We start from the raw sequence: 17,077 nt of genomic DNA, 5'->3' as shown, positions 1-17,077 counted from the left end.
GAGAGCTTGGATGGCGCCTACAGCACCATCGCCATTCCACCGACCCATACGTTGCGCACCAAGCCGCCCCCAATCCAATAACAAAGCTCGGCAGGCTGCTTCACATTCCACACCACCAGATCCGCACGCTTGCCGACGGCCAGTGTGCCGCGATCATGCAATCCCAGCGCACGCGCGGCGTTCACCGTAATCCCGCGCAGCGCTTCTTCAGGCGTCATGCGAAACAGCGTACAGGCCATGTTGGCGGCCAGGCGCAGCGAGAGCAGGGGTGAGGTGCCGGGATTGCAATCGGTGGCGATGGCGATCGGCACGCCGTGCGAACGCAGGGCGGACACCGGCGGCAGCTGGGTTTCGCGCAGCGCGTAAAAGGCACCCGGCAGCAATACCGCCACCGTGCCGGCGCGTGCCATAGCCTGGATGCCGGAATCGCTGAGGTATTCGAGGTGATCGGCGGACAGGCCACCGAATTCGGCGACCAGCGCGGCGCCGTCCAGATCGGAGAGTTGCTCCGCATGCAGCTTGACGCGCAAGCCGAGTTGACTTGCGTGCTCGAACACCCGCTGTGTTTCGGCGCGGGTGAAGCCGATGCCTTCGCAGAACGCATCCACCGCATCGACCAGGCCTTCGTCGGCAAGGGCTGGCAGGATGGTGTTACAGACCAGATCGACGTAGTCGTCGCGGCGGTCGCGGTATTCCGGCGGCAAGGCATGCAGGCCGAGAAAACTGGTTTGCACGCGCACGCCCAGGGTTTCGCCGATGCGGCGCGCCACGCGCAGCATGCGCCGTTCGGTATCCCGTTCCAGGCCGTAGCCGGATTTGATTTCCAGCGTGGTCACGCCGTCGGCCAGCAAGGCGCGAGCACGCGGCAGCGATTGCGCGAGCAGTTCGTTTTCGCTCGCATGGCGCGTGGCCCGCACGGTGGAGACAATGCCGCCGCCAGCGCGCGCAATCTCTTCGTAGCTGGCGCCGTTGAGCCGCAGATCGAATTCCTGCGCGCGATCGCCGCCGAACACCAGGTGCGTGTGGCAATCGATCAGCCCCGGCGTGACCAGCGCTCCATCCAGGTCGAACACTTCCCGCGCCGTGGCGGCCGATGCGGCAGGCAGGTCGCGCATCGCGCCGATCCATGCGATCTGCCCATCCTGGCAGGCCACCGCCGCGTCGCTCAGCAAGCCGTAGCTTGCTTCACCTACGAAGGTGGCCAGCGATGCGTGCGTCAACAGCAGGTCCCAATTCATCGTTCGGTTTCTTCAGGCTTCGGCGGCGCCGGCGCAACCGGTTCGCCGTAGGTGCTGGTGGGACCGACATCTTCGGCTGAAGAGGGGGCCTGCGCGTCCGCTTCGGCGCGCTGGCGTTCGTAGTCCAGGATCAGGCGCTCGGCGAAGTCCTTGTACACCGGCGTAGGTGAAAAAAGGGACGCCGCTGCGCGGGCCAGCAAGCAGGCGGCCATGATCGGGATGACCATGTCCTGGTTGTTGGTGAGCTCCATCGCGATCACCGCCGAGGTGAGCGGCGCGCCCGTCACGCCTGAGAGATACGCACTCATGCCCAGCAGTACCACCGCGGTTTCTGGCGCGTTCGGCAGGAAGTAGGCGATGTTGTGGCCCAGTCCCGCACCAACCGCCAGCGCCGGCGAAAAGATGCCCCCGGGAATGCCGGCCCAGTACGACACCACGTTGGCCAGCAGCTTGAGAATGCCAAAGCCATGCCCGGGCGTGCTGGGCTCGTCCTGCACGAATTCGCGCGCCTGCGCATAACCGGTGCCATATACCGTGTTGTGCGACAGCACGCCGATCAGCGCCAGCGCCAAGCCGCAGCCGATCGCGAAGAGCACAGGGCTGCGCTCGCGCAGCCGGCCGATCGCCGCGAGCGGCCCGCGCCGGCTCAACAGGATCAACCGCGCGAACAGGCCACCGGCCAGGCCGCAGACGATGCCGCATTGCAGGACTGCCAGCCACGCATGCCCCAGCGGCAGGCTGGTCGGCACCGTGCCGAAATACGCGTAGTTGCCGAGTATGCCCATCGACACCACGCCGCCCACGAACACTGCGGTGAGCAGCAGGCCGCTAAAGCGATGTTCGAACGTGCCGGCCAATTCCTCGATCGCGAACACCACGCCGGCCAGCGGCGTATTGAAGGCCGCCGCGATGCCGGCCGCGCCGCCGGCCAGAATGAAGCGCGACAGCGCCTTCGGATCGTCGAAGCCGAAACGCCTGCCCAGCCAGTACATCAGCCCCGCGCCGACGTGCACGGTCGGCCCTTCGCGGCCGATGGATGCACCCACCGCCAGCCCCAGCAGGGTCAGCACCATCTTGCTGGCTGCAACCGGCAAGGCCAGCATGCGCGAACGAAAGCCGACATCGTCGACATGGATGGTCGCAATCACTTGCGGAATACCGCTGCCGCGCGCCGCGCGCAGGCGACCGGCCGTGACCCAGCTCAGCAGGCCGAACATCACCGGCGTGAGGATCAGCGGAATCCAACTGCCGAACGTCAGCATTTTTTCGAACAGGCGGTACGCCCAATCACTGGCCTTGGCGAACAGGATAGCCGCCAGCGCCACCAGCACCGCGCCGCTCCAAAGCGCGATGCGGCGCTTCCATTGATACGGCGCGAAGAATTCGTGGCCCAGCACAGCGCGCAGGCGGGGGTTGGGCTCGTTACGGGATGGCTGAGGAGATTGGTGCATCGCGGGATTATGGCAGATGCGTCCGTCTTCTCAGGCCTATCGTCGTTTTCAGCATAAGCCGGCATCCAGGACGCGTGGCCAAAAACGTCACTGGATCCCAATTTGACCAGCCATTGGGCTGTTGAAAAGCGCCTCGCTGGGATGACGAGCGCTAACGCGACTGCCTCAACCACCGTGTCTCATACAGGTCGTACCGCCGATCCTTCAAGTTCTGCACCGATCCCGCATTGCGTGCCCGCGCCAGGCTATCCAACCGCAAATCGGCGAACAGCACCGTTTCGATATTCGGCGTGGAATCCGCGGCGACGCCATCGCGCGCGAACAGAAAATCGCTGGGTGTCAGGATGCAGCTCTGCCCATACTGGATGTCGAAATTGTTCACGCCGGGCAGGTTGCCCACGTTGCCGGACAGAACCACGTAGCACTGGTTCTCGATCGCCCGCGCCTGCGAGCAGTAGCGCACGCGCAAATAGCCTTCGCGCACATCGGTGCAGAACGGCACGAACAGTATCAGCGCACCTTGGTCGACCAGGTGCCGTGCGACTTCCGGGAACTCCGAGTCGTAGCAGATCATCACGCCGATCGGGCCGCAATCGGTGGGGATGGTGGCGGCGCTGTCGCCGCCGCTGATGTTCCACACGTTGCGTTCGCTGGGCGTGGGATGCAGCTTTTCGCGCTCATGGATGGAACCGTCGCGCAGGCACACGTAGCACACGTTGTGGATGTCGCCGTTCGGTTGCTCGGTGGGATGCGAGCCGGCCACGATGTTGATGTTGTAATGCATCGCCAGGCGGCTGAAGAGCTCCTTCACCTGCGGCGTGTAGTGGCTGAGTTTGCGGATGGTTTCCACCGGCGACAGTTCTTCGTTCTCGATGGAGAGCAACTGCAGCGTGATCAATTCCGGAAAGGTCACGAAATCGGCGCTGTAGTCGGCCGCGATGTCGGTGAAGTATTCCACCTGGGTGGCGAATTCCTCGAACGAACGGATGCGCCGCTGCTGGTATTGCACGGTGGCCACGCGCACCGAATCGGGCAGATGCCGCGTCGAGGCTACCGCCGGAATATCCGGCTGATCGAGCAGGGCGGGGTTGCGCCATACCAGGTGTGCCGCATAGCCGAGCGATTCGTGATCGGAAGGCACGTAGCCGCGCAGCAGCCCGATGATCTCGAACTCGTTGGCCAACTGGAAACTCAAGGTAGGATCGCGCCGCCGTCCTTCCACCACCGCCTGCACGTAGGCCTCCGGCGTGCCATAGCGCTGGATGTTGCGCGCCAGGCCGGGAATGCGCCCGCCGAAGGTGATGCCGCGCAGTTTCAGATCCATGCATAGCCGTTTACGCGCCTGATACAGGCGCTGGCCGATGCGCATGCCGCGATAGTCCGGATGCACCACCACTTCCATGCCGTACAGCCAGGAGCCGTCCGGATTGTGGCGCGAGGCCATGCCGCCACCGGTGATCTGCATCCAGGTATGCGGCGCCAGCGCCAGCGGCTCGTCGATGCGGAAGGTGGCGCAGTAGCCCACGATGTTGCTTTCGTACTCCACCACGAACTGCCCTTCGGGAAAGTGCGTTTGCTGGGAACGCAGCATTTCCGCCGAGTGGCCCCATTCGGATGTATAGATGCGGGCGGTCAGGTCGACCAGCGCCGGTACATCGGCCGGTAGCGCCTGGCGCAAGGTCAGCAATGGCGCGTTTTCATTTTTCTTAGCCATGGTCTTCATCCTTTCTTAGAGAAGGTGAAGCAGATGCGTATGGCCAAGGCGGTTACACTTGCCCGGGCTAAGGGGACACTTGATCAGTGTTGCCTTGAGGAGATTGTTCATGAGCGATACCGCCGCGGTCTACCAGTTCAGCGCCAAGTACCTCTGGCAGGACGCGCAATGGCGCCGCGACGCCACCTTCGGCGTGGACAGCGACGGCCGCGTGGCGGCCGCTGCCGGCGAGCTGCCGGACTACCTCGACGGCTGGGTGCTGCCCGGCATGCCGAACCTGCATTCGCATGCGTTCCAGCGCGCCATGGCTGGTTTGGCCGAACGCCGCGGCCCCGGCGACGACTCCTTCTGGACCTGGCGCGAAACCATGTACGGTTTCGCCGAGCGGATCGATCCGGGCAGCCTGCAGGCGATCGCCGCGCAGCTCTATGTGGAGATGCTCAAGGCCGGCTACACCCAGGTGTGCGAATTCCATTATCTGCACCATCAGCCGGACGGCACGCCGTATGCGCAGCCCGAAGCCATGTCGCTGGCGCTGATCGAAGCGGCGCGCGAAGCCGGCATCGCGCTCACCCTGCTGCCCGTGCTTTACATGAGCGGTGGTTTCGATGGCCGGGCGCTTTCCCCACGCCAGCGCCGCTTCGGCCATGATGTGGACGGCTATATGCGCCTGCTCACCAACCTGCGCAAACATGAAAGCCATCACGTGCGCGTCGGTGTGGCCTTGCATTCGCTGCGTGCGATTCCGGAAAGCGCATGGCGCGGCATCGTCGAACATGAAGCACTGCAGACCGGCCCCATCCACATCCATATCGCCGAACAGATCGGTGAAGTGCAGGATTGCCTCGCCAAGCGCGGCGCGCGTCCGGTGGAATGGCTGTTCGATCACGCAGCGGTCGATGCGCGCTGGTGCCTGGTGCATGCCACGCATCTGACCGACGGGGAAACCACACAGCTTGCGCGCAGTGGTGCCGTGGCCGGGCTATGCCCCACCACGGAGGCCAATCTCGGCGATGGCCTGTTTCCGCTGGCGCGTTATCTCGAAGCCGGCGGGCGGCTCGGTATCGGTTCGGATTCGCATATCTCGATCTCGCCGATCGAAGAACTACGCTGGCTCGAATACGGCCAGCGCCTCAGCACGCGCCATCGCAACGTCGCCGCGCGCGCTGCCGGCGACAGCGTGGGCGAAACCTTGTGGCGCGAGGTGCAGAAGGGTGGCGCGCAAGCGGCGGACTTGCCCATCGGTGCGCTCGATGTGGGCAAGCGCGCGGATTTCTTCGTGCTGGACAGCGAATCGCCACTGCTGGCCGCGCGCGATCAGCGCTCGGTGATGGACAGTTTCCTGTTCGCCGGCAACGTCTCGCCGGTGCGGCACGTGATGGCCGGCGGCAAATGGGTGGTGCGCGATTTCCAGCATCGCGACGAAGCGCGCATCGCCGCGCGCTACCGCATGGCTGTGACGCGTCTGGCCAGCTCCTGAAAACCTCGCCGATGCTCCGCAGGTTTGCAGCCGGAGCCGAATCACCGGAAGGCTGCTGCCCGCGACCTCGCGTGGGTGGCTTCCGGCTGCAAGCCTGCGGGGCATCGGCGTTCGCGGATCATGCCGCAGGCAACATGCAAGGCGAGTAAAAGACGCGTGTGCCTGTGCGAAAAACATGCATCCTTCCGACACCCTCCCGTAGGTTGGGTAGAGGCGCCAGCCGAAACCCAACATTGCCATCCATATCTCGACGTTGGGTTTCGGCTTCGCCTCTGCCCAACCTACGGGTAGCCTCTCGCAAGAACATACTGCTGAACCATCGCCATCAGTTCAGCTTCGCTCCGTCATCGCCGCGATTTCACGCAGCGTTTCCCGGCACGAGCCATCACTCACTGGGAGCACACCATGCGTCGTCACCTTGCCAGAATCCTGATCGCACTTGCCTTGCTCGGCGGCGTACTCGCGCAAGCGGGTTGCGTGGTAGTCGCGCCGCGCCCGGCGCGGGTATGGGTGCCCGGGTATTGGGCGCCGAGCCATGTATGGGTCGGCGGCTATTGGCGCTATCGCTAAACGCTTGAGGGCGCGCTGCGGCTGGCAAGGTCGCGCGCGCCCCATTCGCGAATGAAGTCGATGAACACGCGCAGCTTGGGCGGCACCTGGAAGCGGCTGGGATAGTAAAGATAGAAGCCATCGAACGGCGGCAGCCACGGCTCCAGCACGTTCTCCAGGCGTCCGTCATCGAGCGATGCACGCGCAGAGGTTTCCAATACGCAGGTAAGGCCAATGCCATCTTCGGCCGCGCGCACGGCCAGCGGCACGTCGTTGACGGTGAGACTTCCATCCACCGCGATTTCAAACCAGCGGCCTTTCTGCGCGCCGCTGCGATGCGCGAATTCCCAGCGATAGATTGCGCCGCTGCTGGCCAGGCGATGCTTGATGCAGTTGTGCTGCTGCAAGTCCTTCGGCGTCTTGGGGCGGCCGTATTTCTTGAAGTAAGCCGGCGATCCCGCCACCACCGCGCGCAGCGGGCCGCCGATGGGAATGGCCACCATATCGCGCTGCAGCCGTTCGCCCAATCGAATACCTGCATCCAGGCCTTCGGCGACCAGGTCGGTGAGGCCGTCTTCCACGCGTATATCCAGTTGTACGTCAGGCCAGCGCGCCATGAATTCGCCGAGCATGGGTTCCACGATCGAACGCGCGCCGACGGAAGGCACGGTGATGCGTACCGTGCCGCGCGGCCGGTCGCCGTGCTGGCGGATCGCGTCCAGCGCCAGGTCCAGCTCGTTCAGCGCCGGGGCGATGCGGTGAAGCATTTCCTGGCCCGCCTCGGTCAGCCCCACGCGGCGCGTGGTGCGCTGGAGCAGGCGGGTACCCAGTTCGCTTTCCAGTTGCTGCAGGGTCTGGCTCAGCGCCGAAGGGGTTACGTCCAGCGCCGCCGCGGCGCGGGTGAAGCTGCCGTACTCGGCGATGGCGCGGAAGGCGCGCAGGGCGTAGTGGTCGCGCATGGCGGGCTCCATTTATTAGCGTTGCTAAATAATGCATCAAGCCGGCGGTGGTTTTTCAACAAGATCGAGCGGCGCAGACTGCGCTCCGTCAAGGCAGTCATCGCTGCCTATGTTCTTCACTCGACCCTCAAGGAGTTCCGCCATGTCGCTCGATCAATACTTCACGCTCGGACGTTCCGGCCTGCGCGTCAGCCGCCTTGCCCTGGGCGCCATGACCTTCGGTGAAAACTGGGGCTGGGGCACCGCGGAGGAAACCGCGCGGGCGATGTTCGATCGCTACCTGGAAGCAGGCGGCAATTTCATCGACACCGCCGACATGTATACCGAAGGCAGCAGCGAAAGCATGCTGGGCAAGTTCATCGAAGAAAGCGGCACGCGCGATCGCGTAGTGCTCACCACCAAGTTCACCTACAACGCGCAACCCGGCAATCCCAATGCCGGCGGCAACGGCCGCAAGAACATCATGCGCGCGGTGGAAGGCTCGCTGCGCCGCCTGCGCACCGACTACATCGACCTCTACCTGCTGCACACCTGGGACCGCCTGACCCCGGCCGAAGAAGTGGTGCGCACGCTCGATGACCTGGTGCGTGCGGGCAAGATCCGTTACGCGGGACTGTCGGACATTCCCGCCTGGTATGCGGCGCGCGCGCAGACTTACGCTGAAGCACACGCGCTGACGCCGCTGGTGAACATGCAGCTCGAGTACTCGCTGGCCGAGCGCCATATCGAACACGAATACGTACCGCTGGCGCAGAACCTGGGCCTTGGCATCACCGCCTGGAGCCCGTTGGCGATGGGTATGCTGTCGGGCAAGTACAAGCCCAGCCAGCAGGGTGGGCAAGGCGATGGTCGCCTCGCCAAAGTCACCGGCGCCCCCGGCTTCGAGCGTTTCACCGAGCGCAACTGGAAGATCGTTGCGGAGCTGGAGCAGGTCGCGAAGGAAGCCGGCCAGAGCATGGCGGCGGTCGCCTTGAACTGGGTGGCGACGCAGCCGGGCATCGCATCCGTGATCATTGGTGCGACCAAGCTGGAACAGCTCGACGCCAATCTTGCCGCGCTTGCGTTCGAACTGCCGGTGGAGCTGCGCGCACGGCTGGATGCGGTCAGCGCACCGGAAAGGCCGTTCCCGTACTACATGTTTGCCGATATCCAGCAGACGCGGATTCACGGCGGCGTGGCAGTGGGGGATAAGCCCAAGGGTTATGCGGCGCCGGTGTTCGTGCCGCAGGTGGAGGCGCGGGAGATTCGCGCGCGTTGATCTTTCCTCGAACCTCAGTTGATTCCTCCCCTACGTGTAGTAGGGGAAGGTTGGTGAAGCAACCTCGCGGCGAGTTCAAGCGAAGCCGCAAGCTCGAACAACCCCACCCCAGCCCTCCCCTGCAAGCAGGGGAGGGCGCCAACCACGCTCGCCCAGACATGGCATTCGTTTTGCGACTGCTCAGCAGGATGGCCCTTATGAACAAACCCACTGCGCATTGGATCGACGTCCCGCACGCGTGCCTTTACGTTGAACAAGCCGGCACCGGCGACACCATCACCCTGCTGCATGGCTTTCTGGTCGACAGCGGCCAATGGGATTACGAATTTACCGCGCTCGCCCACACACATCATGTCATCCGCTACGACGCGCGCGGTTTTGGCCGCTCCACTATCGAGCCCGGCCGTTACGCGCACCATGACGACCTGGCCGCCGTGCTGGACGCCTGCGGCGTGCAGCGCACCGCCTTGCTCGCCTGTTCCGGCGGTGCGGCGACGTCGCTGGATTTTGCATGCGCGTATCCGGAACGCGTCAGCGCGCTGATCTTCGTCGGCACGGGCTATTGGGGCCGCTTCGCCGACAGCACGCCTGCTGCGCGCGCATTTCTGCAGGCGCTCAGCACGTTCGATGCGAATGGCCTGATCGATAGTTCCCTGCGCGCTTTCACGGATGGCCCGCGCCGTGCACGAAACGAAGTGGATCCCACCGCGCGCAAGCATACGGAAACGATGACCACGCAGCTGTTCAAGCGCGCCGTCAGCTACTGGACCTATGCCGCGCAGGATCAGCAAGCGCCAACGCCCAGCACGCTTGAACGTCTGCACGAGATCGACCTGCCGACCGTGCTGATCGTCGGCAGCGAAGACGTGCCGGAAGTGCATGCGCTGTCGAAGGAGCTGCTGGAAGGCATGCCGCATGCGCGCATGTTCGTGGTGCACGGCGCTGGACATCATGCCAACCTGGAGGCGCCGGTCCAGGTGCTTGGGATCGTGCAAGAGGCCCTGGCCGCAGCGTTGGTGGATTGATACGCGGCGGGTATCAAGCCGGACCTGCAGCATTATCGACCGGTTGCATGGCGACGCTTATGCTTGCAGCGTCCGAAATGCCTCAACAGCGCCTCAACGTCATTCCGGCGCACGCCGGAATCCAGTGCTAATACGTCGTGCGCAGCACTCAAACCAAATAATTTTGCGTGCTTCGCACAGCATGTCCAAACTGGATTCCGGCGTGCGCCGGAATGACGGCGGGGGAATCCAGTGGCATCGTCCACATCGTCCCTATGCCCGCATGACACCCAACCTTTCCAGCGACACTCTCATCCGCCACGGCACCCCCGCCTTCAAGCGCACCAACCTCGCGCTGTTCGCCGCGGGTCTGGCGACGTTCGGCCTGCTGTATTGCGTGCAACCGCTGATGCCGCAATTCAGCCAGCACTACGGTATCAGTGCCGCCACCAGCGCCTTGTCGCTGTCGCTGACCACCGGCGTGCTGGCGTTCGCCATGCTGTTCGCCGGAGGCGTATCCGACGCGTTCGGGCGCAAGACGGTGATGGTCGCTTCGCTGCTTTCTTCCGCGGTGCTGGTGTTGCTGACGGCGCTGATGCCGAACTGGCATGCATTGCTTACGCTGCGCACCTTGCTTGGTATCACGCTCAGCGGTTTGCCGGCGGTCGCCATGACCTACCTGACGGAAGAAATGCACGCCGAATCGATCGGCCTCGGCATGGGGCTGTATATCAGCGGCAGCGCGGTGGGCGGCATGAGCGGGCGGCTGATTGCCGGCGTGGTGGCCGATTTCGCCGGTTGGCGCATGGGCATCGGGGTGGTCGGCGCCATCGGCTTGATCTCCGGCCTGGTGTTCTGGAAGGCGTTGCCGCCATCGCGGCACTTTCATCGGCAGGCGCTGAATTGGCGCGCGCTGTTTTCGCGCTTCGCCGGCATGTTTCGCGATCCCGGACTGCCATGGCTGTTCCTCGAAGGCTTTCTGCTGCTCGGCGCCTTCGTCACCGTCTACAACTATCTCGGCTACCGCCTGCTGGCGCCGCCGTATTCGTTGAGCCAGACCGTGGTGGGGCTGATCTTTGCGATCTACCTGGTCGGCACCTTCAGCTCGGCATGGATGGGCCATCTGGCGGGCAAGCTGGGGCGGCGCAAAGTGTTGTGGACGGCGTTCGCGCTGATGCTCTTCGGTGTGCTGTGCACGATGCTGACGCCGCTGTGGCTGATCATCTTCGGCATCACCGCCATCACATTCGGCTTTTTCGGCGGCCATTCCATCGTCAGCAGTTGGGTAGGGCGGCGCGGTGGTACGGCCAAGGCGCAGGCGTCGTCGATGTATCTTTTCAGCTATTACATGGGTTCGAGCGTGGCAGGATGGAGCGGCGGGCTCTTCTATGCAAAAGATAGCTGGCAGGGTGTAGCACTGTTCGTAGGCGCGCTGGTGCTGGCAGGTTTGCTGGTCGCATTGAAACTGTATCGCCTGCCTCCATTGCCACAGCTTGTCACATCGCCGACGCCGATGAGCAAAGGCGCGATGCCGTAGGTTGGGTTAGCGCAGCGTAACCAAACAAGGCTTCCCGACACGGTGGGGTTACGCTGCGCTAACCCAACCTACGCTAGCTCTTCGCTACCGTGAGCAACTGCACGAAGCGTGGCACCAGTGGCGAGCGCTCGTCGTCGCGATACACCACATGGATTTCCGACATGGCGTTTGCTTCCGCCAGCGGCACGTAGGTGACGCCCTCGACGTGAATGTGGTCGCAAGATTGCGGCAGGATCGCCACGCCGAAACCAGCCGCCACCAGACCGATGATGGTGGATGCCTCGCGCGCTTCCTGCGAGATGCGTGGCGCAAAGCCCGCCTCGCGGCACAGGTTCATCACCTGCTCCCGCACGCCGGCGCCCGCGCTGCGCGAGAACACCACGAACGGTTCCTGCGCCAGCATTTTCATCGACAGCTTGCCGCGCGTATTCACGCGTTGCAGGACGGGGTGGTCCGAGCGCACCACCGCCACCAGCGGATCGCGGAACAGGCGTTTGGAAAGCAGCGTCTTGGGCAGCGTGCCGGGCCGCAGAATACCGACCTGCAGCCGGCGTTCGAGCAGCGCATCGATCTGCTGCAGCGAATTCATTTCCTCCAATTGCAGATGCACGGCGGGAAAGCGCTGGCGGAACGCGAAGATCGCACCGGGAATATCTTGCGAAAGCGGCGTGCTGCGGGTGAAACCGATGCGCAGTTCGCCCAGCTCGCCGCGTTGCGCGCGCCGCACCAGATCCACAGCGTGATCGGTTCGCGCCAGAATCTCGCGCGCCTCCGCCAGGAAGACGCGTCCCGGCTCGGTCAAGGCCACGCGGCGATTGGTGCGCGTCAGCAACCGCGCACCCACAGCGTCTTCCAACTGCCGGATCTGCTGGCTGAGCGGTGGCTGCGACATGCCCAAGCGTTCGGCGGCCTTGCCGAAATGCAGCGTATCGGCGACGGCGACGAAGTAACGCAGATGGCGCAGTTCGATGTTCATGGCCAGTGCCTATTGCTTCAGCATGCCCTGCACGTCTTCGAACCTGCCATCGCTCAACTTCGGCCTGATGCCCAGCAGATGTGCCATCAAAGGATAGACGTCCACGTTCGGAAAATTGTGGAACCGGATGCCACGCTGGAACGCCGGTCCATGCGCCACGAACAATGCCCGCATCTTTGGGTCGGCATTGTCGTAGCCATGTTCGCCGAGGCTGACATGCCCTTTTTTCTTGGCCAGGGATTCGGTGGTAGCGATGCTCCAACCGACATCGGCCAGGCATACCAGCCTCGGCACGCGCGCATTCGAACCGTACTGGAAGCGCGCGGGAATGCGGGTTTTGTCCCAGCAATGCATATGCTGATGCGGTTGCTCCATCTGTTGTTCGACCGCGTTGAAATCATGGCCGAGCTTGGGATTGAAGCCGACCAGCACGCCCGCAGTGGTTACCGGTTCCACGTCATCCATCGACATCAGTGTGTCGATCAAAATGTGATTTTCCTTCGGCACGCTGGCCATCCCGTGATCGGCCACCACGATGATGTTCATCTTGTCGAACAAGCCGCGCTTGCGCAGGCCATCGACCAGATGCGCTATCGCCGCGTCGGTGTCGCGCAAGGCCTGGTCGACCTCCGGCGAATCAGGACCGTGCTCGTGGCCGGCGTGGTCGACTGCATCGAAATACAGAGTGAGGAACGTCGGGCGCTTGCCGGCCGGCAGATCCAGCCACTTGAGGATCTGGTCGACGCGCCGGTTGGGCTTCATCTTGGCCTTGAACTTCTTCCAGTAATCCGGGTGCTCGCCCTGGATATCCGCTTCGGAGCCCGGCCAGAACATGGTGGCCGTGCGCAGGCCATTCGCATCGGCGGTCTCCCACAGCGGTGTGGCCTGGTCCCACCACAGTCCGTTGCGCACTGCCGATCGGTCCTTCAGCGAAAACTTGCCCAGCTGCGTATCCACCATGTTGTTGTTCACGATGCCGTTGTGGTCCGGCACCATGCCGGTGACGATCGCGTAGTGGTTGGGAAACGTGAGCGAAGGAAACGACGGCTGCATCGAATCGGCGTGCACGCCGGTCGCGGCAAGCTGCTCGAGGGTAGGGCTGAGATGGCGGTCGAAGTAGTCGGCGCGGTAGCCATCGATCGAAATCAGCAGCAACGGCGCGGTGGCTGCCACCTTGGCCTGCTGCGCCTTGGCCTCAGGCGTCAGGACGGACGGGTGCGTGGCGCAGCCGGCCAGGGCGAGAAGGGAGCAAAGTAGCAGGCGGGGCAGGCGGTTCATGCGGGAAAGCGTTTCCGTAAGTCGAAAGGCGGCGGCCAATGATGGCGCAGTCGTGTGACCAATTCAGCATGCGGGGCGTGCGGCAATGTACCTTGCCAGGCGCCTGATCGCTGCCGCCATCTACAATGCCCGGTATCTCCCCTCCGTTCGGAGCCGCCATGTCCGCGATCGAGCAACGCCCGCCTCTGCCGCCGTTCACCCGCGAAACCGCGATCCAGAAAGTCCGCCTTGCCGAAGACGCATGGAACTCTCGCGATCCGAACCGCGTCGCCCTGGCATATACCTCCGGCAGCCGCTGGCGCAACCGGGCCGAGTTCATCAATGGTCGCGAGGCGATCGTTGCGTTTCTCACGCGCAAGTGGTCGCGCGAACTGGAGTACCGGCTGATCAAGGAGCTATGGGCGTTCGAAGGCAACCGCATCGCCGTGCGCTTCGCTTACGAATGGCACGACGATGCCGGCAACTGGTTTCGCTCCTATGGCAACGAAAACTGGCTGTTCGATGAAAACGGACTGATGGCGGAACGGTACGCGAGCATCAACGATGTGCCGATAACCGAGGCGCAGCGCAAATACCATTGGCCGCAGGGGCGCCGGCCCGATGATCATCCTGGCTTGAGCGATCTGGGTTTGTGACGAACACGCGCCGTTTCGCGCTGAAACAACGCGTGTGCCTTCATGCAGCTTTTCGAACCAGCACTCTTCCGGTTGCCAACTCGTACACCGCGCCAACTACCTTGGCGCTGCCATGTCGCACTGCTTCGGATACCACCGGTTGCGCCGATGCCACCCGCAGGACGTTGTAGTCCACGTTCGCGTCGATGGCGTTGTTCAACACATCGTTGCCACCGGCTTCGGCCGCCTTGATGACGCCGGGCCGCACGGCGTCGACGATGTTCCAGATGCGCCCCGGCAATGGCTCGGCTTGCTTGAGTTCGCTGAGAGTCGCCTTGATGGCGCCGCATTCGGTGTGGCCAAGCACCATGATCAGAGGTACTTTCAACACGCCCACTGCATATTCAAGGCTGGCCAGACTGTCGTTGCTCAGATAATTACCTGCCACGCGTACCACGAACAGGTCGCCCGGCCCCTGGTCGAACACCAGTTCTGGAGCCACACGTGAATCGGCGCAACTCAAGATGGCGGCAATCGGGTATTGCGCCTTGGCGCGCGCTGCACGGCCGGAAGAAAAGTCTTTCGCATCGATGCGGTTGGCCGTATACCGCGCATTGCCCTCCATCAGGCGTTTTAGCGCATCGTCCGGCGAAATGGTGTTTTGCTTCGGTGGCATTTCCGCCAGCGCGCGCGGCGCGACGGCACTCAATGCAAGCAACCCCAAACCCGCTTCCAAAAACTGGCGACGCGACTGCAACGAATGCGAAGGATGATCGCACATGGCCTGCCTCCACTTGGGTTGTGAGAACGAACGGAACCGATCTTCTACAACGAGCGGTGAAGCTCCCCGATGGGCGGATGCCGATCGCGGAAGAACAACATGGTGGCGCACATGTCGATATAAAAGGTTGAGTCGGCGTTGGCAAGCATTTTTTTTGAGCGGCGTCGAAAAAAAACCTCATTCCGGCGGAGACCGCGGCGCTTTACAGCAGCGAAGCTGGTCAATCCATTTATATCCACGCGGGATACATACATGTCGATTCAATGAAAGCTCTATGCAACGATCGACATGGATTCCGGCTTTCGCCGGAATGACGCTGGGGTGAGATCCAGCATTTCATATACACGTGCTGGGAGTTTTCACCCCAGCTTCTCCAACCACGCCGCCGCACCCAGCCCCGCGCGATATCCGCTGGCAAAACACGCCGTCAACAGATAACCACCCGTGGGCGCTTCCCAATCCAGCATTTCGCCCGCGCAAAACACGCCGGGCAGGGATGTCAGCATCAGCGAATCGTCCATCGCTTCCAGCCGCACGCCGCCGGCGCTGCTGATGGCCTCGACGAGCGGACGTGCCTGTTTCAAGATCAGCGGCAAGTGCTTGATGGTGCCGGCCAGCGTATCGGCATCGCCTCGTCGCGACGAATCCAGCACTTCATGCAGCAGCGCAGCTTTCACGCCGCTTATGCCGGCTTGTCGACGCAAATGTTCGCTGAAACTGCGGCTGCCGCGTGGTTTGGCCAGATCGTTGCGCAAGCGCTCCAGTGTGCGGTCCGGCGCCAGGTCCAAATGCAACAAGGCACTGCCACACGCGGCAATGGTCTGGCGTAAATGTGCCGACAAGGCGTAGATCAAGCTGCCTTCGATACCCGTCTCGGTGATCACGCACTCGCCCTGGCGTGTATGCATGCCGCCCTCAGCGTCATGCCAGCTTGCCGCCACCGGCTTCAAAGGCGCGCCGGCATAACGGGATGACAGGTGTGCGCTCCAACCGATATCGAAGCCGCAATTGGATGGCTTGAGCGGAGCGACCTGCACGCCGCGCTCGATCAGTCGCGCCTGCCACGTGCCATCCGAACCAAGCTGCGGCCAACTGCCACCACCAAGGGCCAACACCACGGCGCTCGCATGTACGAAGCGTTCCCCCTCAGGCGTGGCGAAACGCAGCGCGCCATCTTCGCGCCATCCCAGCCAACGATGATGCACGTGAAAGCGCACGCCGTTTTCGCGCAAGCGATGCACCCATCCACGCAACAGCGGCGCCGCTTTCAAGTCGCTCGGGAACACGCGGCCCGAGCTGCCAACGAAGGTTTCCACGCCCAGTCCGCGCGCCCAGGCGCGCAATGCATCGGCATCGAAACCATCCAGCCACGCGCCCACTTCGGCGGCGCGCTCGGCGTAGCGCTGGTCGAACGCCGGGCGCGGTTCGCTGTGCGTCAAGTTCATGCCGCCTTTGCCGGCGATAAGAAACTTGCGTCCAACCGAGCCCTTCGCCTCGTAAAGATCGACGTCGACACCCTGCGCACGGGCGGTTTCAGCCGCCATCAATCCCGCGGGGCCGCCGCCGATGATGACCAGGCTGGAAGTAGAGGAGGCAGGCATGCTTGGGCAGGATGGCAAAGAACGCGCATTGTAAGTGTTACGCGCGGTTTTCGTGCGGCGCCAATCGGCGGATCAGCGCGGCGTGCTCGGGGTAACGGCGCAACAATGCCGGCGTATCGGCCAGCTCGAACGCGTCGAATTCAAACCCGGGCGCAACCGTGCATCCCACCAGCGAATAACCTTGCGCGCCTTCGCGCTCCGCCGCGAACCAGCATCCTGCAGGTACCACGCATTGGAATGCCGAGAGCGGGTCTTGCAGCAGGTTGCCCAATCGCAGCGTCGTACACGCGCCATGCTCGTCCAGCATATGGATGAGCAGCGGATCGCCGGCGTAGAAATGCCACATCTCGTCCGCATCGATGCGGTGCCAGGCGGAGTAGGCGGGGCCGTGCAGCAGGTAATAAATGCCGGTGGATGCATGGCGTTGTGCACCTGAAGCGGGCCGGGTGACGCGTTCACCGCTGCAGTAGGTTCTGCGATAGAAACCGCCTTCCGGGTGAGGCTGCAGATCAAGCTGTTGGATGATGTTGGAGACGGTACTCATAGGCAGCCAGTAGGTTGGGTTAGGGGCGCGGTAACCCACCGCGGAGAAACGCAAACATTTTGGTGAGGGGGGGGAAAACACACAAAAAAAAAA

15 protein-coding genes are annotated in these 17,077 nt (G+C 63.3%); 6 read left to right on the top strand and 9 right to left on the bottom strand.

Annotation, left to right across the window (positions count from 1 at the left end; genetic code table 11):
* Window positions 1-17 precede the first annotated feature (17 nt).
* The 3 genes from hutI to ACTHNE_RS01240 all read right to left on the bottom strand — a co-directional run bounded on the left by hutI (window position 18) and on the right by ACTHNE_RS01240 (window position 4,403).
* Window positions 18-1,238, bottom strand: coding sequence for an imidazolonepropionase (gene hutI / locus ACTHNE_RS01250; RefSeq protein WP_324947698.1), 1,221 nt, complete (start codon window positions 1,236-1,238; stop codon window positions 18-20).
* The gene (locus ACTHNE_RS01245) at window positions 1,235-2,689 is read right to left on the bottom strand and encodes a chloride channel protein (protein ID WP_324947700.1); all 1,455 of its coding nucleotides are present in this window, start codon (window positions 2,687-2,689) and stop codon (window positions 1,235-1,237) included. Before ACTHNE_RS01245 ends, hutI begins: the two co-directional genes overlap by 4 nt.
* Window positions 2,690-2,840: 151 nt before the next feature.
* Window positions 2,841-4,403 carry a GNAT family N-acetyltransferase gene (locus ACTHNE_RS01240; RefSeq protein ID WP_440268365.1) on the bottom strand — a complete coding sequence of 521 codons (1,563 nt, stop codon included), beginning with the start codon at window positions 4,401-4,403 and terminating at the stop codon, window positions 2,841-2,843.
* Between the two features lie 109 nt (window positions 4,404-4,512).
* On the opposite strand from ACTHNE_RS01240, the gene ACTHNE_RS01235 reads away from it, so the two are divergent.
* Both ACTHNE_RS01235 and ACTHNE_RS01230 read left to right on the top strand, forming a co-directional pair.
* A complete protein-coding gene (locus ACTHNE_RS01235) occupies window positions 4,513-5,883 on the top strand; it encodes a formimidoylglutamate deiminase (protein WP_324947704.1) in 1,371 nt (456 codons plus the stop codon).
* Window positions 5,884-6,288: 405 nt separating this feature from the next.
* Window positions 6,289-6,453, top strand: coding sequence for a hypothetical protein (locus tag ACTHNE_RS01230; protein ID WP_324947706.1), 165 nt, complete (start codon window positions 6,289-6,291; stop codon window positions 6,451-6,453).
* Here ACTHNE_RS01230 and ACTHNE_RS01225 read toward each other — a convergent pair.
* A complete protein-coding gene (locus ACTHNE_RS01225) occupies window positions 6,450-7,391 on the bottom strand; it encodes a LysR family transcriptional regulator (protein WP_324947708.1) in 942 nt (313 codons plus the stop codon). The two genes, ACTHNE_RS01230 and ACTHNE_RS01225, sit on opposite strands and share 4 nt — an antisense overlap.
* 142 nt (window positions 7,392-7,533) lie before the next feature.
* Between ACTHNE_RS01225 and ACTHNE_RS01220 the strand changes: the two genes are divergently transcribed.
* From ACTHNE_RS01220 to ACTHNE_RS01210, 3 genes are all read left to right on the top strand, one after another.
* Entirely contained in the window at window positions 7,534-8,649 is a 1,116-nt protein-coding gene (locus tag ACTHNE_RS01220) for an aldo/keto reductase (protein ID WP_440268364.1), read from the top strand.
* Window positions 8,650-8,846: 197 nt separating this feature from the next.
* Entirely contained in the window at window positions 8,847-9,674 is an 828-nt protein-coding gene (locus tag ACTHNE_RS01215) for an alpha/beta fold hydrolase (protein ID WP_440268363.1), read from the top strand.
* 262 nt (window positions 9,675-9,936) lie between these two features.
* Window positions 9,937-11,190 (top strand): MFS transporter, encoded by a 1,254-nt coding sequence (locus ACTHNE_RS01210; RefSeq protein ID WP_440268362.1) that lies wholly within the window; start codon window positions 9,937-9,939, stop codon window positions 11,188-11,190.
* Between the two features lie 73 nt (window positions 11,191-11,263).
* Here ACTHNE_RS01210 and ACTHNE_RS01205 read toward each other — a convergent pair whose 3' ends face one another.
* A complete protein-coding gene (locus ACTHNE_RS01205) occupies window positions 11,264-12,166 on the bottom strand; it encodes a LysR substrate-binding domain-containing protein (protein WP_440268361.1) in 903 nt (300 codons plus the stop codon).
* A gap of 9 nt (window positions 12,167-12,175) precedes the next feature.
* The gene (locus ACTHNE_RS01200; protein ID WP_324947717.1) at window positions 12,176-13,444 is read right to left on the bottom strand and encodes an alkaline phosphatase family protein; all 1,269 of its coding nucleotides are present in this window, start codon (window positions 13,442-13,444) and stop codon (window positions 12,176-12,178) included.
* Between the two features lie 158 nt (window positions 13,445-13,602).
* Here ACTHNE_RS01200 and ACTHNE_RS01195 point away from each other — a divergent pair, with 158 nt between their 5' ends.
* On the top strand, window positions 13,603-14,079 hold the full coding sequence (locus tag ACTHNE_RS01195; RefSeq protein WP_324947719.1) for a nuclear transport factor 2 family protein: 477 nt from the start codon (window positions 13,603-13,605) through the stop codon (window positions 14,077-14,079).
* Window positions 14,080-14,119: 40 nt separating this feature from the next.
* Here ACTHNE_RS01195 and ACTHNE_RS01190 read toward each other — a convergent pair whose 3' ends face one another.
* From ACTHNE_RS01190 to ACTHNE_RS01180, 3 genes are all read right to left on the bottom strand, one after another.
* Window positions 14,120-14,839 (bottom strand): carbonic anhydrase, encoded by a 720-nt coding sequence (locus tag ACTHNE_RS01190; RefSeq protein WP_324947721.1) that lies wholly within the window; start codon window positions 14,837-14,839, stop codon window positions 14,120-14,122.
* A gap of 359 nt (window positions 14,840-15,198) precedes the next feature.
* The gene (locus tag ACTHNE_RS01185; RefSeq protein WP_324947722.1) at window positions 15,199-16,440 is read right to left on the bottom strand and encodes a TIGR03862 family flavoprotein; all 1,242 of its coding nucleotides are present in this window, start codon (window positions 16,438-16,440) and stop codon (window positions 15,199-15,201) included.
* Window positions 16,441-16,477: 37 nt separating this feature from the next.
* Complete coding sequence (locus tag ACTHNE_RS01180; RefSeq protein ID WP_440268360.1) at window positions 16,478-16,984, bottom strand: cupin domain-containing protein; 507 nt, start codon at window positions 16,982-16,984, stop codon at window positions 16,478-16,480.
* Between the last annotated feature and the right edge of the window lie 93 nt (window positions 16,985-17,077).

It is taken from the genome of Dyella sp., from assembly GCF_051954575.1.
GTDB lineage: Bacteria > Pseudomonadota > Gammaproteobacteria > Xanthomonadales > Rhodanobacteraceae > Dyella_B.
This window is presented reverse-complemented; position numbering and strand designations above follow the sequence as displayed.

Coding starts and splice junctions, on each gene's coding strand:
- ACTHNE_RS01230 (WP_324947706.1), top strand. CDS start 6,289: ATGCGTCGTCACCTTGCCAGAATCCTGATCGCACTTGCCTTGCTCGGC.
- ACTHNE_RS01225 (WP_324947708.1), bottom strand. CDS start 7,391: ATGCGCGACCACTACGCCCTGCGCGCCTTCCGCGCCATCGCCGAGTAC.
- hutI (WP_324947698.1), bottom strand. CDS start 1,238: ATGAATTGGGACCTGCTGTTGACGCACGCATCGCTGGCCACCTTCGTA.
- ACTHNE_RS01185 (WP_324947722.1), bottom strand. CDS start 16,440: ATGCCTGCCTCCTCTACTTCCAGCCTGGTCATCATCGGCGGCGGCCCC.
- ACTHNE_RS01220 (WP_440268364.1), top strand. CDS start 7,534: ATGTCGCTCGATCAATACTTCACGCTCGGACGTTCCGGCCTGCGCGTC.
- ACTHNE_RS01235 (WP_324947704.1), top strand. CDS start 4,513: ATGAGCGATACCGCCGCGGTCTACCAGTTCAGCGCCAAGTACCTCTGG.
- ACTHNE_RS01240 (WP_440268365.1), bottom strand. CDS start 4,403: ATGGCTAAGAAAAATGAAAACGCGCCATTGCTGACCTTGCGCCAGGCG.
- ACTHNE_RS01180 (WP_440268360.1), bottom strand. CDS start 16,984: ATGAGTACCGTCTCCAACATCATCCAACAGCTTGATCTGCAGCCTCAC.
- ACTHNE_RS01200 (WP_324947717.1), bottom strand. CDS start 13,444: ATGAACCGCCTGCCCCGCCTGCTACTTTGCTCCCTTCTCGCCCTGGCC.
- ACTHNE_RS01210 (WP_440268362.1), top strand. CDS start 9,937: ATGACACCCAACCTTTCCAGCGACACTCTCATCCGCCACGGCACCCCC.
- ACTHNE_RS01205 (WP_440268361.1), bottom strand. CDS start 12,166: ATGAACATCGAACTGCGCCATCTGCGTTACTTCGTCGCCGTCGCCGAT.
- ACTHNE_RS01195 (WP_324947719.1), top strand. CDS start 13,603: ATGTCCGCGATCGAGCAACGCCCGCCTCTGCCGCCGTTCACCCGCGAA.
- ACTHNE_RS01190 (WP_324947721.1), bottom strand. CDS start 14,839: ATGTGCGATCATCCTTCGCATTCGTTGCAGTCGCGTCGCCAGTTTTTG.
- ACTHNE_RS01245 (WP_324947700.1), bottom strand. CDS start 2,689: ATGCACCAATCTCCTCAGCCATCCCGTAACGAGCCCAACCCCCGCCTG.
- ACTHNE_RS01215 (WP_440268363.1), top strand. CDS start 8,847: ATGAACAAACCCACTGCGCATTGGATCGACGTCCCGCACGCGTGCCTT.